Origin of the sequence: Vibrio sp. La 4.2.2, from assembly GCF_027586995.1 — a bacterium.
GTDB lineage: Bacteria > Pseudomonadota > Gammaproteobacteria > Enterobacterales > Vibrionaceae > Vibrio > Vibrio mediterranei.
Genome location: NZ_JAPPTJ010000013.1, coordinates 91,940 through 113,084, shown reverse-complemented (window position 1 = coordinate 113,084; position 21,145 = coordinate 91,940). Strand labels below are relative to the sequence as shown.

22 protein-coding genes are annotated in these 21,145 nt (G+C 45.4%); 12 read left to right on the top strand and 10 right to left on the bottom strand.

What is annotated here, in order from left to right; genetic code table 11:
- Positions 1-237 precede the first annotated feature (237 nt).
- A complete protein-coding gene (orn, locus tag OH456_RS22715; RefSeq protein WP_006075671.1) occupies positions 238-783 on the bottom strand; it encodes an oligoribonuclease in 546 nt (181 codons plus the stop codon).
- Positions 784-882: 99 nt separating this feature from the next.
- Here orn and rsgA point away from each other — a divergent pair, with 99 nt between their 5' ends.
- The 4 genes from rsgA to OH456_RS22695 all read left to right on the top strand — a co-directional run bounded on the left by rsgA (position 883) and on the right by OH456_RS22695 (position 5,607).
- Complete coding sequence (rsgA, locus tag OH456_RS22710; RefSeq protein ID WP_124940538.1) at positions 883-1,938, top strand: small ribosomal subunit biogenesis GTPase RsgA; 1,056 nt, start codon at positions 883-885, stop codon at positions 1,936-1,938.
- A gap of 132 nt (positions 1,939-2,070) precedes the next feature.
- Positions 2,071-2,961 carry an archaetidylserine decarboxylase gene (asd, locus tag OH456_RS22705; RefSeq protein WP_031494866.1) on the top strand — a complete coding sequence of 297 codons (891 nt, stop codon included), beginning with the start codon at positions 2,071-2,073 and terminating at the stop codon, positions 2,959-2,961.
- 220 nt (positions 2,962-3,181) lie between these two features.
- Positions 3,182-4,597, top strand: coding sequence for an SLC13 family permease (locus tag OH456_RS22700; protein ID WP_063604349.1), 1,416 nt, complete (start codon positions 3,182-3,184; stop codon positions 4,595-4,597).
- Between the two features lie 113 nt (positions 4,598-4,710).
- Complete coding sequence (locus OH456_RS22695) at positions 4,711-5,607, top strand: DMT family transporter (protein ID WP_038223789.1); 897 nt, start codon at positions 4,711-4,713, stop codon at positions 5,605-5,607.
- Here OH456_RS22695 and epmA read toward each other — a convergent pair.
- Positions 5,604-6,578, bottom strand: coding sequence for an elongation factor P--(R)-beta-lysine ligase (gene epmA / locus OH456_RS22690; protein ID WP_082795553.1), 975 nt, complete (start codon positions 6,576-6,578; stop codon positions 5,604-5,606). The genes OH456_RS22695 and epmA overlap by 4 nt on opposite strands.
- A gap of 249 nt (positions 6,579-6,827) precedes the next feature.
- Between epmA and frdA the strand changes: the two genes are divergently transcribed.
- The 5 genes from frdA (at position 6,828) to OH456_RS22665 (ending at position 10,992) form a co-directional block, all read left to right on the top strand.
- Complete coding sequence (gene frdA / locus OH456_RS22685) at positions 6,828-8,645, top strand: fumarate reductase (quinol) flavoprotein subunit (protein ID WP_006075450.1); 1,818 nt, start codon at positions 6,828-6,830, stop codon at positions 8,643-8,645.
- Positions 8,645-9,385, top strand: coding sequence for a succinate dehydrogenase/fumarate reductase iron-sulfur subunit (locus OH456_RS22680; protein WP_006075449.1), 741 nt, complete (start codon positions 8,645-8,647; stop codon positions 9,383-9,385). The genes frdA and OH456_RS22680 overlap by 1 nt, the downstream gene beginning before the upstream one ends.
- 1 nt (position 9,386) lies before the next feature.
- The gene (frdC, locus tag OH456_RS22675; protein ID WP_006075448.1) at positions 9,387-9,770 is read left to right on the top strand and encodes a fumarate reductase subunit FrdC; all 384 of its coding nucleotides are present in this window, start codon (positions 9,387-9,389) and stop codon (positions 9,768-9,770) included.
- A gap of 10 nt (positions 9,771-9,780) precedes the next feature.
- A complete protein-coding gene (frdD, locus tag OH456_RS22670) occupies positions 9,781-10,143 on the top strand; it encodes a fumarate reductase subunit FrdD (RefSeq protein ID WP_006075447.1) in 363 nt (120 codons plus the stop codon).
- 153 nt (positions 10,144-10,296) lie between these two features.
- Positions 10,297-10,992: a hypothetical protein gene (locus OH456_RS22665; protein WP_270034301.1), complete on the top strand. Its 696-nt coding sequence runs from the start codon at positions 10,297-10,299 to the stop codon at positions 10,990-10,992.
- Positions 10,993-11,053: 61 nt separating this feature from the next.
- Here the strand turns inward: OH456_RS22665 and efp are convergent, their stop codons facing one another.
- Positions 11,054-11,620, bottom strand: coding sequence for an elongation factor P (efp, locus tag OH456_RS22660; RefSeq protein ID WP_006075445.1), 567 nt, complete (start codon positions 11,618-11,620; stop codon positions 11,054-11,056).
- A gap of 34 nt (positions 11,621-11,654) precedes the next feature.
- Here efp and epmB point away from each other — a divergent pair, with 34 nt between their 5' ends.
- Complete coding sequence (epmB, locus tag OH456_RS22655) at positions 11,655-12,677, top strand: EF-P beta-lysylation protein EpmB (protein WP_062461776.1); 1,023 nt, start codon at positions 11,655-11,657, stop codon at positions 12,675-12,677.
- A gap of 152 nt (positions 12,678-12,829) precedes the next feature.
- Complete coding sequence (locus tag OH456_RS22650; RefSeq protein ID WP_081836363.1) at positions 12,830-13,252, top strand: MgtC/SapB family protein; 423 nt, start codon at positions 12,830-12,832, stop codon at positions 13,250-13,252.
- A gap of 44 nt (positions 13,253-13,296) precedes the next feature.
- Here the strand turns inward: OH456_RS22650 and OH456_RS22645 are convergent, their stop codons facing one another.
- The 3 genes from OH456_RS22645 to OH456_RS22635 all read right to left on the bottom strand — a co-directional run bounded on the left by OH456_RS22645 (position 13,297) and on the right by OH456_RS22635 (position 16,047).
- Positions 13,297-13,860, bottom strand: coding sequence for a VC2662 family protein (locus OH456_RS22645; protein WP_006075442.1), 564 nt, complete (start codon positions 13,858-13,860; stop codon positions 13,297-13,299).
- A gap of 190 nt (positions 13,861-14,050) precedes the next feature.
- The gene (gene groL / locus OH456_RS22640; RefSeq protein ID WP_038223798.1) at positions 14,051-15,688 is read right to left on the bottom strand and encodes a chaperonin GroEL; all 1,638 of its coding nucleotides are present in this window, start codon (positions 15,686-15,688) and stop codon (positions 14,051-14,053) included.
- 68 nt (positions 15,689-15,756) lie between these two features.
- Positions 15,757-16,047 carry a co-chaperone GroES gene (locus OH456_RS22635; RefSeq protein WP_031493033.1) on the bottom strand — a complete coding sequence of 97 codons (291 nt, stop codon included), beginning with the start codon at positions 16,045-16,047 and terminating at the stop codon, positions 15,757-15,759.
- A 232-nt stretch (positions 16,048-16,279) separates the two neighbouring features.
- Between OH456_RS22635 and OH456_RS22630 the strand changes: the two genes are divergently transcribed.
- Positions 16,280-17,623: an MATE family efflux transporter gene (locus tag OH456_RS22630; protein WP_198557248.1), complete on the top strand. Its 1,344-nt coding sequence runs from the start codon at positions 16,280-16,282 to the stop codon at positions 17,621-17,623.
- 58 nt (positions 17,624-17,681) lie between these two features.
- On the opposite strand, the gene cysE is transcribed toward OH456_RS22630, so the two are convergent.
- From cysE to OH456_RS22610, 4 genes are all read right to left on the bottom strand, one after another.
- Entirely contained in the window at positions 17,682-18,503 is an 822-nt protein-coding gene (gene cysE, locus OH456_RS22625; RefSeq protein WP_038223802.1) for a serine O-acetyltransferase, read from the bottom strand.
- A gap of 39 nt (positions 18,504-18,542) precedes the next feature.
- Positions 18,543-19,565, bottom strand: coding sequence for an NAD(P)H-dependent glycerol-3-phosphate dehydrogenase (gpsA, locus tag OH456_RS22620; RefSeq protein WP_270034300.1), 1,023 nt, complete (start codon positions 19,563-19,565; stop codon positions 18,543-18,545).
- A gap of 152 nt (positions 19,566-19,717) precedes the next feature.
- Positions 19,718-20,185, bottom strand: a complete 468-nt coding sequence (gene secB / locus OH456_RS22615) for a protein-export chaperone SecB (RefSeq protein ID WP_031493038.1) — start codon at positions 20,183-20,185, stop codon at positions 19,718-19,720.
- A 159-nt stretch (positions 20,186-20,344) separates the two neighbouring features.
- Entirely contained in the window at positions 20,345-20,779 is a 435-nt protein-coding gene (locus OH456_RS22610; RefSeq protein WP_031493039.1) for a rhodanese-like domain-containing protein, read from the bottom strand.
- Between the last annotated feature and the right edge of the window lie 366 nt (positions 20,780-21,145).

Sequence of the window (21,145 nt, the reverse complement as noted above, 5' to 3'; positions counted from 1 at the left end):
AGGTTCGAACTCGTGACCTCAACCTTGGCAAGGTTGCGCTCTACCAACTGAGCTAGTGTCGCATTGAACGTCTTTCGTCGTTCAGGGCTGCGAATTATAAGAGCATTTTTTTGTGATGCAAGTCCTTATCAGCAAAAAAACCAACTTTTTTTTCGTTTGATGAAAAAGCACACAAAAATACGTTATTTTTCCGCCAGCTACAGCCCTAAACTTATCTTTTTAACAAATATTCGAAGATCAGATAGTAAAAATAGTCTCACGATAATATTTGAGTTCAGCAATAGACTCACGAATGTCATCCAACGCTAGATGGGTTCCTTGTTTAGAAAAACCATCAAGGACTTCCGGTTTCCAACGACGAGTCAATTCTTTTAACGTACTGACATCCACGTATCGGTAATGGAAATACTCTTCAAGTTCCGGCATATGTTTGTAGAGAAAACGTCGGTCTTGACCAATACTATTGCCACAAATCGGTGATTTTCCTTTTGGTACCCATTGCTCTAAAAACGTGATGGTTTGTTTAATGGCTTCCGCTTCATCATACTCACTGTCTTTAACGCGAGCCACCAGCCCACTTGCAGTATGGGTATTAGTGCACCAATCATCCATTTTGGCCAACTCTTCATCCGATTGGTGAATGGCGATTACTGGGCCTTCAGCAAGAATGTTTAACTCGCTGTCCGTCACTATACTGGCGATTTCGATAATTTTGTGTTGCTCAGGATCCAGTCCTGTCATCTCCAAATCAACCCAGATCAAGTTGTCATCACTGAAAGACATAATGCCCTCGTCTATTTGTTTTCTGCTAAAAGAGGTACTATACCGAAATTAAATTCAGTAACCCAAATGGTTTGATGCAAATTGCATCATTGAAATATCGTGGCGAAAAAGAAAAAACTAACCAAAGGTCAGGTGCGTCGTGTACGCAGCAACCAAAAGAAAAAACTGGCAAAGGAAGAAACGGTCCAGTGGGATGAAACCATGCTTGGTGCAGTCAAGCAGGGGCTTGTTATCACGCGTTTTGGGCAACATGCCGACATTGAAGATCTCGAAACTAAAGAAATTCACCGCTGTAACTTAAGGCGCGGCATTGAATCTTTGGTGTCTGGCGATCGCGTTAAATGGCGAGTTGGCCTTGAATCTATGCATGGTATTTCTGGCGTTGTAGAAGCTGTAGAGCCACGAACCTCAATGCTAACTAGACCTGACTACTACGACGGTCTCAAACCCGTAGCAGCAAACGTTGACCAAATGGTGATCGTCTCTGCTGTAGTGCCAGAGTTGTCTTTAAACATCATTGATCGCTATTTGATTGCCTCTGAAACATTAGAAATCGCGCCACTTGTGGTTCTAAATAAAATAGACCTACTTCCAGAGCAAGATCGCGAGACGTTTTACCAACTTTTAGATGTCTACAAGAACATCGGTTACAAAGTACTGTTGGTCAGTAAGGAGAGTGGCGAAGGCATCGAAGAGCTCGAGGCCCACCTAAAAGACAAGATCAATATTTTTGTTGGTCAATCTGGTGTCGGCAAATCAAGCTTGGTTAACGCCCTGATGCCAGAGCTCGATGTAGAGGAAGGTGAAGTTTCCACTAACTCTGGTTTAGGCCAACACACCACGACAGCAGCAAGATTGTATCATTTCCCATCAGGCGGCGATCTTATCGACTCTCCAGGGGTACGTGAGTTTGGCTTGTGGCACTTGGAACCAAATGAAGTCACCGAAGCATTTGTTGAGTTCAAGCCCTATCTAGGTGGTTGTAAGTTTAGGGACTGTAAACACCTCGATGATCCTGGTTGCATTCTTCGTGAAGCGGTAGAAGAAGGTAAAATCGACCAAGTACGCTTTGATAACTACCATCGAATTATCGATAGCATGAGCGAAGGCAAAGCGAACCGACAATATTCAAGAAACAAAAAAGCCGATTTGTGATAACCCTAGAACATGGGCGAGATTAACACTCTGACCGTGTATCATTCACAAATTGCTGACATTTAGGGCGAATTACATTAGTATCTCGCGCCCTGAATTAATAACACTCAATTAATGTTGGAATAGTAAACAATGGATAAGATTAAAGTTGGACTGCAATACTGGATACCTCAGCACGGCTTGACCCGTTTGGTAGGTAAACTGGCATCAGCAAAAGCAGGCGGTCTAACAACAGCGATCATTCGTTGGTTTATCAAGCAATATAACGTCAATATGGACGAAGCTTTGCACGCAGATCCGGCTCACTTTAAAACCTTCAATGAGTTTTTTGTGCGTGAGCTGAAACCAGGAATGCGTCCAATTGCTGAAGGTGAAACGGTGATTTCCCATCCTGCAGACGCATGCGTGAGCCAATTTGGGCCAATCACAGATGGTAAGCTCATCCAAGCGAAGAACCACGACTATACCGCGCAGGAGCTACTTGGTGGCAATGCTGATTTAGCGGCTGAATTTGCTGAAGGCGAATTTGCGACTCTCTATCTATCGCCTAGAGACTACCATCGAGTGCACATGCCATGCGATGGCACCTTGCGTCAGATGATTTATGTTCCAGGCGATCTGTTCTCTGTAAACCCATTGACAGCCGAAAATGTACCAAACCTATTCGCCCGAAATGAGCGCGTTGTGTGTATTTTCGATACTGAGTTTGGGCCAATGGCTCAAGTACTGGTTGGGGCAACAATCGTGGGCAGTATTGAGCTTATCTGGGCTGGCACAGTAACACCACCTCGCGGTAATACTGTTTACACCTGGGACTACCCTGCAGAAGGTGATAAGTCAGTCGTACTGAAGAAAGGCGAAGAAATGGGTCGCTTCAAACTGGGCTCAACGGTCATCAACTTATTTGCTAAAGACAGCATTCGCTTTGATGACAGCATGCAGAATAACGCGCCAACGGTTATGGGCACCCCATACGCTCATCAGCAAAACCAAACGGAAAGTGTGTTACAAGACGACGAATAACAAACTTAAACGGTGCCTAGGCACCGTTTTTTGTTTAGATGATATAACGATACTTCACTTTAAAATCCCGTGATAAATAGCCATTCAGATTTTGACGCAAAGCAAAACACCTTACGAATCTTCCCTCGACTTTTCAAAACTTTAATACCAGTCTAAGACCCCAAGTAGAATATCTTTTAACCTAGGTGCAGTTTAAATATCCACCATGGTGACCGCCCCTATGCCGAAGATACATACTGGGACACTCATTAAGCTATTCATCTGCTTTTTAGTGCCGTTAGGCGTCCTGATGATGCCTATTGATTGGATTCCGATTGATGACCTCACGCTGATTCAGCACCGATTATTAGCCATCTTTTTACTTGCCGCTTTGCTATGGGTACTCGAGCCAGTACCAGTCTTTGCCACCTCAATTTTGATCATTGCGCTTGAGTTGATCATGATCTCTGACAAAGGACTTCACTTATTCCGCACGCCACCAGCAGGTCATGAACTTGGTGAACTGATGGCTTACACCGATATTTTCAGTGCCTTCTCATCACCTATTATTATTCTGTTTATGGGCGGCTTCGCGCTTGCGATCGCCGCTTCAAAATACGAACTTGATAACAACCTAGCTCGCGTACTACTTAAACCTTTTGGACAGCAGCCTAAGTTCATTATGCTGGGGTTAATGTTGATTACGGCGGTGTTCTCAATGTTCATGTCTAATACCGCAACAACAGTCATGATGTTAGCCCTTCTCGGTCCTATCGTTGCCTCAGCACCCAAAGGTGACTTGGGTATCAAAGCTTTAGTGCTTTGTATTCCGATAGCCGCCAACACCGGGGGCATTGCCACTCCGATCGGAACACCACCAAACGCTATCGCGCTGCAATATCTTACTGGTGAAAACACGATTGATTTCTTGCAATGGATGATGATGGGACTACCGTTTGTCATCGTTCAGCTCACATTAGCTTGGTTCCTACTGCAGAAACTGTTTCCATCTTCTGAAGACAAAATGGTGCTCAAACTGGAAGGCGCTTTCCAGAGAAACTGGCGGGCTATGGTTGTCTATGTCACCTTTGCCACAACGATACTACTATGGATGACCACCAAGCTTCATGGCATGAATACCTATGTAGTTTCTATCATTCCACTTGCTGTATTTACGCTAACAGGCATCATGGGTAAAGATGAACTGAAGCTCATTAACTGGGACGTACTTTGGTTAGTCGCGGGTGGTATCGCCATTGGGATTGGTTTGGATAAAACCGGATTGGCCGCAGCATTAGCGCATGCCATTGATTACGAGTCCCTCTCTCCATTTGCTGTCGTGATTACGCTGTCGATTGTGTGTTGGTTAATGGCTAACTTTATGTCCAATACCGCAACCGCAAACCTGTTAATGCCTATCGCGGCGGCAATCGGTGCATCAATGGAAAGCTTAGCCAGCATTGGCGGTTTACAAGGGTTGCTCGTGGTGGTCGCATTCTCAGCATCCCTCGGTATGATTTTGCCAGTGTCCACACCACCAAACTCCTTGGCGTACTCAACCGGGCTTATAGAAAGTAAAGACATGGCAAAAACCGGTCTTATCATTGGTGTAATCGGCCTGCTCATAGTCTATGCAGCAACGCTCATCCTCACCTGATCATAGGTGAATGAAATCCTCTTGCTTACAAGTAAGAGGATTTCATTGCAGTTTTCACCGTGCCATAGTAAAACCTAATGAATTAACAGGGATAATACACGTTAGGGATAACAATGGGATTTGAATGGCTGGCGTTGATCGCCGCTTTTTTATGGGCGGTATCTAGCATTATTTCCGTCACCCCGGCCAAGCATCTAGGATCCTTTTCCTATAGTCGCTGGCGCATGGGTTGTACCGCAATCATACTCTCCACGATGGCTGCCATTACTGGTGGCTGGTCAAGCGTAGAAGCCAGTCATATTACACCGATGATGCTCTCTGGGCTTATTGGTATCTTTATAGGTGATACCGCCCTGTTCGCCTGCCTAAACCGTATGGGGCCGAGACAAGCAGGGCTACTATTTTCCTGCCACGCCGTGTTCTCGGCGGTATTAGGTTACTTCTTATTTGCAGAAACCATGACATCGTTAGAATTGGTCGGCTCCGCTTTAGTTTTCTCCGGGGTTGCTACGGCTATTTTCTTTGGGCGACGTGGGAAGAGTAACCATAAAGCCAGCGAACTCGAAACCATCAAAGGTAATGTGTGGTTTGGTGTAGGACTTGGTATCACCGCAGCCTTGTGTCAGGCTCTTGGTGGAATTATTGCCAAGCCCGTGATGCAAACTTCAGTGGACCCTGTCGCTGCCTCTGCCATACGTATGATCACCGCTTTTATCGCCCATAGCTTGTTTCTATTTACCGGGGCTCGACACGCTAAGAGCATTAACCCTATTACTTGGTCGATATTTGGTATTACGGCACTTAACGGTTTCTTAGCGATGGCGGTAGGCATGACGCTGATTCTGTTTGCATTGCAAACCGGAAATGTGGGGATGGTCGCTTTGCTTTCTTCGACCACGCCGATTATGGTGCTGCCACTACTTTGGTTGTACACCAAGCAGCGCCCCAATAAATATGCTTGGTTAGGTGCCCTATTAGCTGTCGCGGGCACCAGCATATTGGTCAGTTAAGCGCGCGGGAACGGAAACGCAACCACTTCATCAATATGTTTTGCACCAAGTGCTAACATAATGAGGCGGTCAATACCTAAAGCAACGCCAGCACATGCAGGAATGCCTGACTTTAGTGCATCTATTAAATGGTAATCAATTGGCTGCTGAGGAAGTCCCATTTGCTGACGCTTACGATTATCCTCTTCAAAGCGAGCTAATTGTTCGTTTGGGTTGTCTAGCTCATGAAAACCATTCGCTAGCTCTATGCCCTTAAAATAGACTTCAAATCTATCCGCAACACGCTCATCGTTTGGATTGACCTTAGCCAGAGCAGCTTGTGAGGCAGGAAAGTCATACACGAACGCAGGAACGTCTTGGCCAATCTTGGTTTCGACTCCCATGCTAAAAAGCAATTGCAATAGCGTATCTCGATCTTGTTCTTTATCCGCAATATCACTTAGCCCTAAGCTTCCAGCCGCCGTTCGGAGTTCTGGCATACTCGCTACTAGCGGACACACTCCTAAGTGGGTCATAAACGCCTGTTGATATGTCATTCGCTCAGCGCCATCACACGCCAACACCATCCTTAACAGTTCATCCATTTCATCCATTAACTGGTGGTGGTCAAAGCCTTCGCGATACCACTCAAGCATGGTGAACTCAGGGTTGTGGTAGCGACCGCTTTCTTCATTGCGGAATGCTTTATTGATTTGATAAATAGAGCCACTGCCCGCCGCCAACAAACGCTTCATATGAAACTCAGGACTAGTCATAAAATACAGCTTACGACCATCCGCATAACCCGGCCCAACAAACTCCGTTTGGAACGTATGTAAATGGATATCTGTCACGGTCGCATGACTCATAGCAGGCGTATCCACTTCCATTACATTCCTTGATAGGAAAAAGTCTCGTATTGAATGGATTATTTGCGCTCTTTTTTTCAGCAAAGCCACAGATGCTGTGGGCTGCCACTCATTGCAAATCATAATTAAACTCATTAGCTCTGTTTATTGATAATTATACGATTGTGGAGATTTCTACTCAATAACGCGTGATTTTAATCACACATCATATAAATACTATGCTTCTCTTTGCATTTCCGGAGCAAAAACCTAACTCAATCAATTTTTTTGCCATACAGCTTATCTAATATAAAACCTTACTCTATAAAAGCTTACTTAAGCATTTAATTATAACTCGCGAGCTAACTCGCTCTCACACACTGGAGGATAACTGTGAAAACAATTACCACAGATATCGCAGTCATCGGCGCAGGCGGCGCCGGTCTTCGTACTGCCATTGCAGCAGCAGAAGCAAACCCAGAAATGGAAGTTGCTCTGATTTCTAAAGTCTACCCAATGCGTTCACATACTGTGGCCGCGGAAGGTGGTTCTGCAGCTGTAATCAAGGATGAAGATAGCCTAGATAACCACTTCAACGATACTGTTGGTGGTGGTGACTGGCTTTGTGAACAGGATGTTGTCGAATATTTCGTAGAAAATGCCACACGTGAAATGATCCAAATGGAACAATGGGGTTGCCCATGGAGCCGTAAGGAAAATGGCGAAGTTAACGTTCGTCGTTTCGGTGGTATGAAGGTTGAACGTACATGGTTTGCCGCTGATAAAACCGGCTTCCATATGCTACACACTCTGTTCCAGACTTCGATGAAGTATGAGCAAATCAAACGATTTGACGAATACTTTGTGGTTGACCTACTTGTCGTTGAAGGCGAGGTTCAAGGTCTGATTGCTATTCATATGTCTGAAGGTGAACTGGTTACCATTAAAGCCAAGTCTGTTGTGCTTGCAACAGGTGGCGCTGGCCGCGTTTATCACTGTAATACCAATGGCGGTATCGTAACAGGTGACGGCATGGCGATGGCCTATCGTCATGGTGTACCACTACGTGACATGGAGTTTGTTCAATATCACCCAACCGGTCTTCCTGGTACAGGTATCCTGATGACAGAGGGCTGTCGTGGTGAAGGTGGTATCATCGTTAACAAGAATGGTTACCGCTACCTACAAGATTACGGCATGGGTCCTGAGACGCCAGTTGGCCAGCCGAAGAACAAATATATGGAACTGGGTCCTCGTGACAAAGTTTCACAAGCATTCTGGCACGAACAGCAAAAAGGCAACACGATCAAGCATCCACTTGGTGATGTTGTGCATCTCGATCTTCGCCACCTTGGTGAAGAGTATCTACAGGAGCGTCTACCGTTTATCTGTGAGCTTGCAAAAGCTTATGTGAACGTTGACCCAGCGAAAGAGCCAATTCCAATCCGTCCTACCGTTCACTACACCATGGGTGGCATTGAAACCAATGGTCAATGTGAAACACGTATTCAAGGCCTATTTGCTGTGGGCGAATGTGCTTCTGTTGGTCTGCACGGTGCTAACCGCCTAGGCTCTAACTCTCTAGCTGAATTCGTGGTATTTGGCCGTGTTGCAGGTGAACAAGCTGTAGAGCGTGCCAAAGCGTTTAAAGGCTGGGATGACGCTGCTATCGCACAACAAGTTGAAGCTGTTGAAGCTCGTATTGCTGCACTAATGAACCAAGAAGGCGATGAAAACTGGGCTGAAATCCGTACTGAAATGGGTCACACCATGGAAGCGGGTTGCGGTATTTACCGTCAAGAAGATCTAATGCAAGCCACGCTTGATAAGATTGCTGAGCTCAAACAGCGTTATAAGAAAATCAGCATCAAAGACAAAGGTAAGGTGTTCAACACTGACCTTCTTTACGCCATTGAAGTGGGTTATGGCCTTGAAGTTGCAGAAGCTATGGTTCACTCCGCTATCCTGCGTAAAGAGTCACGTGGCGCACACCAACGTTTAGATGATGGTTGTACTGAGCGTGATGATGTGAACTTCCTTAAGCACTCTCTGGCGTTCTTCCAAGAGGATAACGCGCCAAGCATCGATTACAGCGATGTGAAGATCACTAAGTCTCAACCTAAAGCGCGCTTATACGGTGAAGCAGCAGAAAAAGCTGCCGCGGCAGAAGCGAAAGCATCTCAAGATAACAGTGCGGAGGAGCAAGCATAATGTCAGCTAATCGTATTCAGAAAGTTGAGATCCTGCGTTATGACCCAGAAAAGGACTCAGAACCTTACTTCCAAACCTTTGAAGTTCCGTTTGATGAGACCATGTCTGTACTTGATGCGATTGGTTACATCAAAGATCACCTAGATAAAGATCTGTCTTACCGCTGGTCTTGCCGTATGGCGATTTGTGGTTCGTGCGGCATCATGGTGAACGGAGTGCCTAAGTTAGCTTGTAAAAGCTTCCTTCGTGACCATCAAAATGGCCTGAAGATTGAGCCTTTGGCTAACTTCCCTATCGAGAAAGACCTGATTGTCGATATGACGCCGTTCATCGAGCGCCTTGAAGCTATCAAGCCATACATCATCGGTAATGATCGCAAACCAGAAGATGGCACCAACATCCAAACACCTGAGCAAATGGCGAAGTACAAGCAGTTTGCTGGCTGCATTAACTGCGGCCTCTGCTACGCGGCCTGCCCTCAGTTTGGTCTAAACCCAGAGTTCATCGGTCCAGCAGCACTGACACTTGCTCATCGCTATAACCTTGACAGCCGTGACAATGGTGCCGCAGAGCGTATGAAGATGATCAACGGCGAAAACGGTGCTTGGGGCTGTACGTTTGTGGGCTACTGCTCTGAAGTCTGTCCGAAGAACGTTGACCCAGCAGCAGCGGTTAACCAAGGTAAAGTGGAGTCTTCTAAAGACTTCGTCATTGCAATGCTAAAACCACAGGAGGCGTAGAATGAGTAACAGAAAACCTTATGTTCGTGAAATCAAACGCACGTGGTGGAAAAACCATCCATTCTATCGCTTCTATATGTTGCGTGAAGCGACGGTACTGCCTCTTATTCTATTCACTATCTTCCTGACTTTTGGTTTGGGTGCATTAGTGAAAGGCCCTGAGGCTTGGCAAGGTTGGCTGGAGTTTATGGCAAACCCTATCGTCATCGCGATTAACATCGTGGCACTCGCAGGCAGTCTATTCCATGCTCAAACTTTCTTTAGCATGATGCCGCAAGTTATGCCGATCAAGCTGAAAGGCAAACTGGTCGAAAAGAAAACCATCGTTCTTACTCAGTGGGCAGCGGTAGCCGCTATCTCACTAGTCGTTCTCATCATTGTATAAGGAGTGAATCGTGATTAATCAAAACCCAAAACGCTCTGACGAACCAGTATGGTGGGGACTATTTGGTGCAGGTGGTACTTGGTTTGCCATGATTACACCAGTAACGGTACTTGTGCTTGGTATTCTAGTGCCAATGGGCATTATTAGCCCAGAAGCGATGAGTTATGAACGTGTCGCAGATTTTGCTACAAGCATCATTGGTGCCCTATTCATCATAGCCACATTAGCGCTTCCAATGTGGCATGCGATGCACCGCCTGCATCACGGTATGCACGATCTGAAAATCCACGCGGGCGTAGCAGGTAAAATCGCTTGCTACTTCTTTGCAGGCTTAATCAGCGCACTGTCTGTTATCTTCATCTTTATGATCTAAGCAACAGACACAAACCTCAAAGGCAGCGATATCGCTGCCTTTTTTATTGCCAGTTTTTTGTGACTCAGCATTTAAGAAGACAAATGCTTACACGCAGAACCCAACTCTCTCTATACAATCCGCGCCGCTTGATAATAAAAAAGAGATGTAACAATGAAGAAGTCTATTTGCGCACTGCTTATTTCTAGTGCACTTTTTGGGTGTGGTTCTACCGTTAATATGATCACATCAGATGCCGTGGCAGCTCAACCAAAACTGATGCTTAAAACGGATGGTACATTTTGGGGCTTTGGTCCTGAGGGCAGTTTTGATCTTGCCGGATTGTATCAAGGAAAATACTCGCGCAGTGCTTCCACTAGCTCTTGGTTCAATACCATTAATACCAAAGAAGGAGAGATGGTTGCAGAGGTAACCCGCAAGGACAACGGTAAAACTTGGACGCTCGTTTGTAGTGGTGGCGGTACTAGTGTGGATCTTGGCAGCTTCTCGTTCGGTGGTAACGGTCCCTATGTTTGTGAGATCAGCGAAAATGGTAAGTCGGTTGGTGAGTATCAAATGGCCAGAAAGTCGGAAACTATTAGTTTGTCGACAGCTAAAAAAGAAACTGGCTTCATTCGCTTAGACAGTACCCATTTTAACGCGGAATCCATCCACGATGGTGAAGGCTTAATGATGAGTGTCGATAATCCACTTGGTTATAGTTTTAGCCGTGGTAGCGTCGAGGTCGCCGCAGCACAAATCAACGGTGCGATTACCTTACAAACCTTAGCCAATCTGCCTCAAGCAGAAATGGACACCTTAGCGCTTGGCACCGTAGCCAGTGCTTTAAGCTGGCGACCACAAGAGTAATACCTCTTCCATTAAAAAAGGTCGCCTAAGCGACCTTTTCTTCATACAGCAAAGAGTAAGCTTACTTAACGCGGCCTACGTACTCACCTGTACGAGTATCAACTTTAATCACTTCACCGATTTGGATGAATAGCGGTACACGTACAACAGCACCTGTTGTTAGTGTTGCTGGTTTACCACCAGTACCCTGCGTATCACCTTTTAGACCTGGATCGGTTTCAGTTACTTCTAACTCAACAAAGTTAGGCGGGGTCACGGTAATTGGGTTACCATTCCAAAGAGTAATCATACAAGTGTTGTTTTCTACCAACCATTTCGCGTTATCGCCAACAGCTTTAACTTCCGCAGCGATTTGTTCGAATGTTTCGCTGTTCATAAAGTGGTAGAATTCACCATCTGTGTATAGGTAATCTAGATCGATGTCCATCACGTCAGCAACTTCAACAGTTTCGCCAGACTTGAAGGTTTTCTCTAGAACTTTACCAGACAGTAGCTTACGAATTTTTACGCGGTTGAATGCCTGACCTTTACCTGGCTTCACGTATTCGTTTTCTAGAATTACGCAAGGCTCGTTATCCAGCATTAATTTAAGGCCGCCTTTAAATTCATTCGTGCTAACAGTAGCCATTGTATCCTCTTAGTGTTCTTCGAGTTAAAATTTAATGTCGCCTATCATAACCCGAAATCTTGTTTCTGTTGAGCAAAACTGGCTCAAACAGCTATCGAATGCGATCTCAGACCCTTATGAACTGCTTAAGCAGCTAGAAATTGATGCGACTCCGTGGGAAAACGGCTTAACCGCTCGACGTCTTTTCCCGATGCGTGTTCCACAAAGCTTTGTCGATCGTATGGAAAAAGGCAACCCGTACGACCCTCTATTAAGGCAAGTTTTACCATTAAGCCAAGAGTTTGAAGTCCACAACGGTTACTCTGAAGATCCTTTAGAAGAGCAAGATGCAGCGGTGCCCGGTCTACTACACAAGTACCACAATCGCGCACTACTAATTGTCAAAGGTGGCTGTGCTGTGAATTGTCGCTACTGCTTCCGTCGTCATTTCCCCTACGAAGATAACAAAGGCGGTAAAGCTAACTGGCAAGTCGCACTCGACTATATTGCGGCTCATCCAGAGATCGACGAGATCATTTTGTCTGGCGGCGATCCACTGATGGCCAAAGATTCTGAGTTAGCATGGCTTGTTCAAAAAGCAGAATCTATTCATCATTTAAAAACACTTCGCATTCACTCCAGATTACCTGTGGTGATCCCAAAGCGCATTACAGAAGAGTTGTGTCAGCTTCTTAAACAGACTCGACTGAATACCATTTTGGTAACGCATATCAACCACGCTAATGAAGTGAATTCTGAATTCTCTGCGTCAATGGCACGTATTAAAGACACGGGCACAACATTGTTGAATCAAGGAGTACTGCTAAAAGGTGTCAATGATTCTGTTGATGCTCAGTTTGAGCTCAGTCATGCGCTGTTTTCTGTGGGCATATTGCCTTATTACCTTCACGTGTTGGATAAGGTTCAAGGCGCGGCACACTTCTTTATTAGCGATGACGACGCCAAAGCCATCATTCAGGGGCTGATCAAACGAGTGTCTGGGTATTTAGTCCCTAAACTGACGCGAGAAGAAGGCGGTAGAGCCAGCAAGACACCACTGGATTTACATCTTGAGTAACCTTTTTCGTCTCGACAAAATATTTTTGTTCGATCAGACGGTCTAATAGTCAGATACTGCGCTTTTTAGGAGGCAATGTGGAACTGACACAGTTATTCAATGCACAACTGCTCGACTTAGGGCCTTTTTCATGGCCTGCACTTGGGGCTTGTATGCTCAATGGTGCCTTAGTAGGCCTTGAGCGCCAAACACGCGGAAAACCTGTTGGTATTCGTACCGCGATTCTAATTGTGTCGGGGACGTACTTGTTTATGTCCATGGCCGTATCCCTTTCTCCGAACACGCTTGATCAAGCACGAGTATTAGGGCAAATAATTACTGGCGTTGGCTTTTTAGGTGCGGGGGTGATGATGACTCAAGACGGGAAAATTCATGGCGTAACCTCAGCGGCCGTTATCTGGGTTTTGGCAGGGTTAGGAATGATGATTGGACTCGGTCATCATAAAGAATCGATCATTTTAACCGTTTTGGCATTAACGGTCCTATTGGGCGTAGATAAGATTGAAAGCAGCTTTAAAAGCTTACGTCGCGGCGTTCATCAAACCATGCAAAATCGCAATCGAATGAGAAAATAAAAAAGCCCTGATTAATCAGGGCTTTTTTGACGAATCAATTCAAATTACTTCGCGAAGTTGATGATTGGGAAGCACTTGAAGAAACCGTTATCTGCACAGTTGATCAGACCAATCTGAACACCGTCGATCGTGTTGGTTTTGTTGAAGAAACCAAACTGGAAGTTAGACTTGTTTGAGAAGCTAGCAAGACCGATATCAGCCATTGTATAGCCTTCAGAGTAGTTCACTGCACTCCAGTTCAGACCTTTCACATCGTTAGTTACGTTAACGGCACCAAGGTTAACACCCGTTGTTGAACCAGTATTCCAGTTGAAGATACCTAGAGAAGCACCTTTCATCTCTTGAGTTACTTTAGACGCACCAAAGAATAGACCGAAGTTCACACCTGTTGTACGTTGAGTTTCAGACATACCTAGTACAGAGAAGTCGACACCTTTTACTTCATTCACTTGACCATGAAGTACTGCTAAACGAACACCACCAACTGCATTTGCATCTGGTGCGTTAAAGCCGTTTAGTGATGAGAACATAACTGGCGTGCTGTCTGCTAACGCCATTGGTGAAGCTACCGCTGCTGCCACTGCTAGGGCTGAAATGACTTTTTTCATTATATTGTCTCCACTGACATTTTCTTGTTGTCGAATAATAAGTTTAGACGATGCTAAAAAGGACAACCATACGATTTGTCAGTGAAATGTCATATTCAGCAACATTCTCACAAATTACTTGGTTATTATTGAACCAGATACAAAAAAGCCGAAGGTTTCCCTTCGGCTTGTCAGAACATTCTGATGCGGATTACATCATACCAGGCATGCCACCCATACCGCCCATATCAGGCATTGCTGGAGCATCTTTCTGAGGAATATCTGTTACCATTGCTTCCGTTGTGATCATTAGACCAGCAACAGATGCAGCAAACTGAAGGGCAGAACGCGTTACTTTTGTTGGGTCTAGAATACCCATCTCTAGCATATCGCCGTACTCACCCGTTGCCGCATTGTAACCGTAGCTACCTTCACCCGCTTTCACGTTGTTCGCTACTACAGACTCTTCGTCACCTGCGTTTGCAGTGATTTGACGAATTGGAGCTTCCATTGCGCGAAGTGCAACGCGGATACCCACTGTTTGCTCTTCGTTGTCACCTTCAAGACCAGCAACTTTAGATGCAGCACGGATAAGTGCAACACCACCACCAGCCACTACGCCTTCTTCAACAGCAGCGCGAGTAGCGTGAAGTGCGTCTTCTACTCGGTCTTTCTTTTCTTTCATTTCAACTTCAGTTGCAGCACCAACTTTGATAACAGCGACACCGCCAGCGAGTTTAGCAACACGCTCTTGAAGTTTCTCTTTATCGTAGTCAGACGTTGCTTCTTCGATTTGTTGACGAATTTGTGCAACACGACCTTGAATCATCGCTTCTTCACCCGCGCCATCGATGATGGTTGAGTTTTCTTTAGTGATGGTTACACGCTTAGCTTGACCTAGATCTTCTAGCGTCACTTTCTCAAGGTCTAGACCGATTTCTTCAGAAATTACTGTACCGCCAGTTAGGATAGCGATGTCTTGAAGCATAGACTTACGACGGTCACCGAAACCAGGTGCTTTAACCGCCGCTACTTTTACGATACCGCGCATGTTGTTCACAACAAGTGTTGCTAGCGCTTCGCCTTCTACGTCTTCTGCAATGATAAGCAGCGGACGAGATGCTTTAGCTACTGCTTCAAGAGTTGGTAGGAGTTCACGGATGTTCGACACTTTCTTATCGATAAGAAGAATGAACGGGCTCTCTAGATCAACGCTACCAGCTTCTTGGTTGTTGATGAAATAAGGAGATAGGTAACCACGATCGAACTGCATACCTTCTACTACGTCTAGCTCATCTTGTAGAGCCTGACCTTCTTCAACAGTAATAACGCCATCACGACCTACTTTTTCCATTGCTTCAGCAATGATGTTACCAACCGTAGAGTCAGAGTTTGCAGAGATAGTACCAACCTGAGCAATCGCTTTGGTGTCTTTACACTCAACAGACAGAGCTTTTAGCTCTTCAACCGCAGCAGCAACTGCTTTATCGATACCACGCTTAAGGTCCATTGGGTTCATGCCAGCAGCAACCGCTTTTAGGCCTTCAGAAATGATAGATTGAGCCAGTACAGTAGCAGTTGTTGTACCGTCACCTGCAGCATCGTTAGCTTGAGAAGCAACTTCTTTCACCATTTGTGCGCCCATGTTCTGGAACTTGTCTTCCAGTTCAATTTCACGCGCAACAGATACACCATCTTTAGTGATGGTTGGTGCACCAAAAGATTTGTCTAGAACTACGTTACGACCTTTAGGGCCTAGCGTAACTTTTACTGCGTCAGCTAGAACGTTTACACCTTCTAGCATTTTGATTCGTGCGTCGTTGCCAAACTTAACGTCTTTAGCAGCCATTGTTATTTCCTTATCTAAATTCAGTGGATAGCTTGTTTAGAGTAAAAAATTACTCAACGTCTACTTAATTATTCAACGATAGCCATGATGTCATTTTCAGACATGATCAGAACTTCTTTACCGTCGATCTTTTCTGTTTTCGTGCCGTAGCCTTCAGCAAAGATAACCGTATCACCTACTTTCACGTCCAATGGCTGTACTGTACCGTTTTCTAGAATGCGGCCTTTGCCCACAGCCAAAACAGTACCACGTGTCGATTTTTCTGCAGCAGAACCAGTTAGAACGATGCCGCCAGCAGATTTAGATTCAACTTCTTGGCGCTCAACGATAACTCGGTCGTGTAGAGGACGGATATTCATCGGTCGATTCTCCTGATTATTTTCCATTTAGCTTATTAGATAGCCTTCAAGGCCTTGTGTTGAATATGTTGGGGGCGTTTTCTACGATCCCAAGGGCAGCATGCCAAAAAATTGTGACAAAAATAACGAAAATGAGCTTTGGCTAGTGAATGACCTCCCTTACCAAACCCATTCTCGCACCAACTCATCAATTGCTGTATTCTAAGCGCCTGTTTCATCAGCACTGAATGCCATGCAAGATAAACACGGCCTACTTTCCGCTCCCATCTCTACTGTCCTTAGAAACATGACTGTTCCTATGGTATTTGGCATGGTTGCGATCTTGGCATTTAACCTCGTTGATACCTTCTTTATATCGCTGCTTGGCACACAAGCACTGGCCGCCATCAGCTTTACTTTTCCGGTTACATTTGGGGTCAATTGCATCACTATGGGTATTGGTATGGGACTCTCTACCAATATTGGGCGATTACTGGGACAAGGAAATACTCAAAACGCGGCTCGTTTTGCCACTCACGGATTACTGCTCGCGGTGGTACTCGTGACCATTGCTTCAGCATTCGGGCTGCTGACCATAGAACCACTATTCAAACTACTTGGTGCTAGCGATGACATCATTCCATTAATCAGCGAGTACATGGTGATCTGGTATTTAACGGTACCATTGCTGGTTATTCCGATGGCGGGAAACAGTGCGATTCGAGCTACTGGTGATACCAAAACCCCCGCAAAAATCATGATGCTGTCCGGTTTCATTAATGGCGTGCTCGACCCTCTGTTGATCTTTGGTATAGGCCCTTTCCCAGAGTTGGGCATTCAAGGTGCTGCCATTGCTAGCGGCATTGCTTGGTTTGGCGCCCTGTTTGGCTCGCTGTTTGTACTCATCAAACGCGAAAAGTTATTGGGTAAGCTCAAACCTACGGAAATTTGGCAAGATTGGATCGCTATATTACGCATTGGAACACCATCAGGACTATCAACGGCCATGTCTCCGATCTCAGGTGCAATTTTAATGAAGATGCTGTCTTCTCATGGCACCGCTGCGGTCGCCGCTTATGGAGCTGCACAGCGTGTTGAGTCGATTCTAATTTTGGTTTTAATCTCGCTAAGCTCTGCACTAACGCCATTTATGTCACAGAACTTTGGCGCCAAACAGCCTGATCGAAGTTTTGCCGGCTTATTTTTGAGTATGCGGTTTTCGATCGTATTCCAGCTGTTTATCTTCGCAATGATGGTACCACTCAGCATTCCAATTTCTGCGCTGTTTTCCCAAGAACAAGCCGTAAGAGATATTCTTTGGCATTACTTACTCGTAGTACCATTCAGCTATGGATTCCAAGGGATCATCATGATGCTGGGTAGTGGTATGAATGCGTTACACGAACCAAACAAAGCCTTTATGTGGAGTGCGATGAGACTGTTTGTCTTCACCTTGCCAGCCGCGGCCCTAGGTAGCCATTATTATGATGTCGAAGGCATGTTTATTGGCGTTGCAGTCGGTAATGTTCTAGGCGGAATATTGGCGTATCTTTATGCGCTTGGTGTGAGAAAAAAACATCTGTACCAAGCCAGTTAAAAATAAAGCCAAGGCTGATACCTTGGCTCTACGTTTTTGATTCATTTCTCAGGCTTGTTTAAATACCATCACCGCCCATAAAGGTTTGTGACTTACCGTTAAATTGCTGATCCATATCTAGTGATGGTTTATCGGTTTTCGGTTTACCGACAATCTTTGCAGGAACACCAGCAGCAGTAGTATGCGGAGGTACTGGCTGAAGTACCACAGAGCAAGAACCAATTTTGGCTCCCTTACCGACTTCAATATTACCTAGAATCTTCGCCCCAGCGCCAATCATAACGCCTTCACGGATCTTAGGATGTCGATCACCACACTCTTTACCAGTACCGCCTAGTGTGACGTTCTGCAAGATGGAAACATCATTTTCAACGACAGCGGTCTCACCAATAACAATGCCGGTGGCGTGGTCAAGCATGATGCCTTTACCAATGCGAGCCGCAGGGTGGATGTCTACCTGACACGCAACGGATATTTGGTTTTGTAAATAGGTCGCAAGAGCCATACGCCCTTGATTCCATAGCCAATTGGCAACACGATAGCCTTGTAGTGCATGGTAGCCTTTCAGATAAAGTAGCGGCATTGAGTACATGGCAACCGCAGGATCTCGGTTCACTGTCGCACAAATGTCACAAGCAGCTGCATCAGTAATTGATGGATCAGCATTAAACGCTTGCTCAACCACTTCACGTACTGCCATTGCTGGCATTGACGCGGTCTTCAGCTTATTGGCTAAAATGTAGCTTAATGCTGCACCAAAGCTTTCGTGGTTGATTATGGTGGCATGATAGAAACTCGCAAGCATCGGCTCTTGCTCTGCTTGCTCGCGCGCTTCTCTTACAATGCACTCCCAGACATTCTTCTTTTCACAGTGTTTCATTTCTTGTCCTACGACTGGTACTCAATCACCAACAGAGCGTTATTGTTGCTCCGCTTTTTTATCCCTAGCAAGCAAATCTTGCGCTGCAAGTCTTGCGTCTTTACCTTGATACAGTACTTGATAGATTTGGTCAACAATTGGCATTTCCACACCCATGCGCTGAGATAACAACCATACCTCTTTAGTATTGCGGTAGCCTTCAACAACCTGACCGATCTCTGTCTGAGCCGTATCCACATCTTTACCCTGACCAAGTGCCAAACCAAAACGGCGGTTACGAGACTGGTTATCAGTACACGTCAGGACTAGATCACCAAGACCTGCCATACCCATAAAGGTATCCGGCTTAGCACCCAAGGCAGCACCTACACGTGTCATTTCAGCTAGACCTCGGGTAATCAGCGCGGTACGTGCGTTTGCACCAAAACCGATGCCGTCCGACATACCTGCACCAATCGCAATCACGTTTTTCACCGCACCGCCCAATTGCATGCCAGTAAAGTCATCGTTGGCATAAACACGGAAGGTTTTACTACAGTGGATTTTTTCTTGAAGATCAGCTACAAACTCAGCATTTGGAGAGGCCACGGCAATCGCAGTTGGAAGTCCCGCCGCCAACTCTTTGGCAAAAGTAGGTCCAGAAAGCACTGCCAACGGATAGTCATCACCAATAATGTCATGAGCAACATCCTTCAACAATCGACCCGTTTCAGGCTCTAGACCCTTGGTTGCCCAGCAGATGCGGCTGTCTTGACGAAGATGAGGCTTGATACTGTTAAGCACAATACCAAATACATGGCTCGGTACCACAACCAAAAGATCGCGACTGGCTTGAACGGCTTTGTTCAAGTCAGACTCGACAATCAACGTTTCTGGAAATTCAATCCCAGGCAAGAACTCATGATTGGCTCTGTCTGCTTCAAGCTTCACCATGTGTTCAGGCTCGTGTCCCCAAATCACCACGTTTGCTCCGTTACGAGCAAGAGAGATCGCCAATGAGGTTCCATAAGAACCGGCACCGATAACGGTCATTGCGATTTCTTTTCCATATGCGTTATTCATAACACCACCAAATTTTCGTTATGGCTCAATGTAGTTAGTCTACTCCGTACGGAGCAAATAAAAAATGCACATCGCGATGCGCTGTGCATTTTTATTAGCTAAGTCTATTCACTTCGCTTACTCGTGCAGAAAATATGTTCTGCGAAAAAGGCTTAAGCTTCTGCTTGGCCTTCTTGTTGAGCTTGCTGTTGTAGGTAGTTCATGAACAGAGCGTCAAAGTTAACTGGCGCTAGGTTCAGTTGAGGGAACGTACCTTTCATCGTTAGGCTAGAAATAGTTTCACGAGCATATGGGAATAGGATGTTCGGGCAGAACGCGCCTAAGCAATGTGCAAGTTGACCTGCTTCCATCTGCTCAGCAGTGAAAATACCGCCTTGTTGAACTTCACATAGGAATGCTGTGTCTTCTGCGTTTTTCACAGTCACAGTTAGGCGAAGAACAACTTCATAGATGCCTTGGCCTAGTTCACGGCTTTGAGTGTCAAGATCTAGCTTAACATCTGGGTTCCAATCTTTCTGGAACATATCTGGCGAGTTTGGCGCTTCAAAAGATACGTCTTTTAGAAAGATGCGTTGGATTGCGAAGTTTTGTTGTGCTTCTTGTGGAGCTGCTTCAGCCATGATGTTTTTCCTTAAATACGTCTAAAATTGTCAAAAACGTTTATGAGTTGTCTTGCAGACTATCCGAGCCAATCTTCTATGACTAGGCGAGCCGTTAATTCCGTGGCACTTATCACATCCCTTAGTCATAACTGCCGCGAAATTACTCAAAATTCTCGATTACTTTTTGCCTTTGATCAGTGGCAGGTTCGCTTCGCTCCATGCCGTCAGACCATTTTTCAGCAAGTAAACTTTCTCAAACCCTGCTTTAGCTAGCAGATTCGCGCTCTCTTGCGCTGTTTGACCAGTCTTACATACAACAATGATTGGGTCTGATTTATGGTTTTCAAGGCTTGGGATTGAACCTGACTTAATATCAGATGGCAGCACATTTACCGAGTCAGTAATATGGCCACGCTTGAAGTCGTCTTTTGAACGAATATCAACCACTAAACCATTCTCACGGTTCATCATATGAGTCACTTGCGCAGCCGATACTTCTTTATATGCAGCATTTGCTGATTTGAAGATGTTGGCAATCAGAGCGACGAATAGTGCAACCCACACTAGTGCCATGATCATGTTTTGTTGAAAAAATTCTAAATACTCTTGCATAGCTTGCGCTCTTAATAGTTGAACATTAAATCAGTCGAGGAGTATAGCGGCTTAGTCGTGCTCTGGCGAGAGGGGAAAATGTTTCGAACAAAGAATTGAGATCCCTCTCCTCAACCCAGGCGACATTACTATTGCAGAGATAGAGAAAACCAATTAGCCAAACCTGCTAGTAAAGGCGTATTAATAGAAACAAAGGCGAGGAATCATCCAAAAATAGCGTCTATGATTACCTCACGCGGAAAACTATTAGTGGTTTCAACTGTCCAAAACTGAAAACAAGTAACGGCAATCACAAACATTATTTGATCTGCCACTACAGTTTTGGTTAAAAAGTGTAGTAAAATTACGCTAATTTGTTTTCTGTAA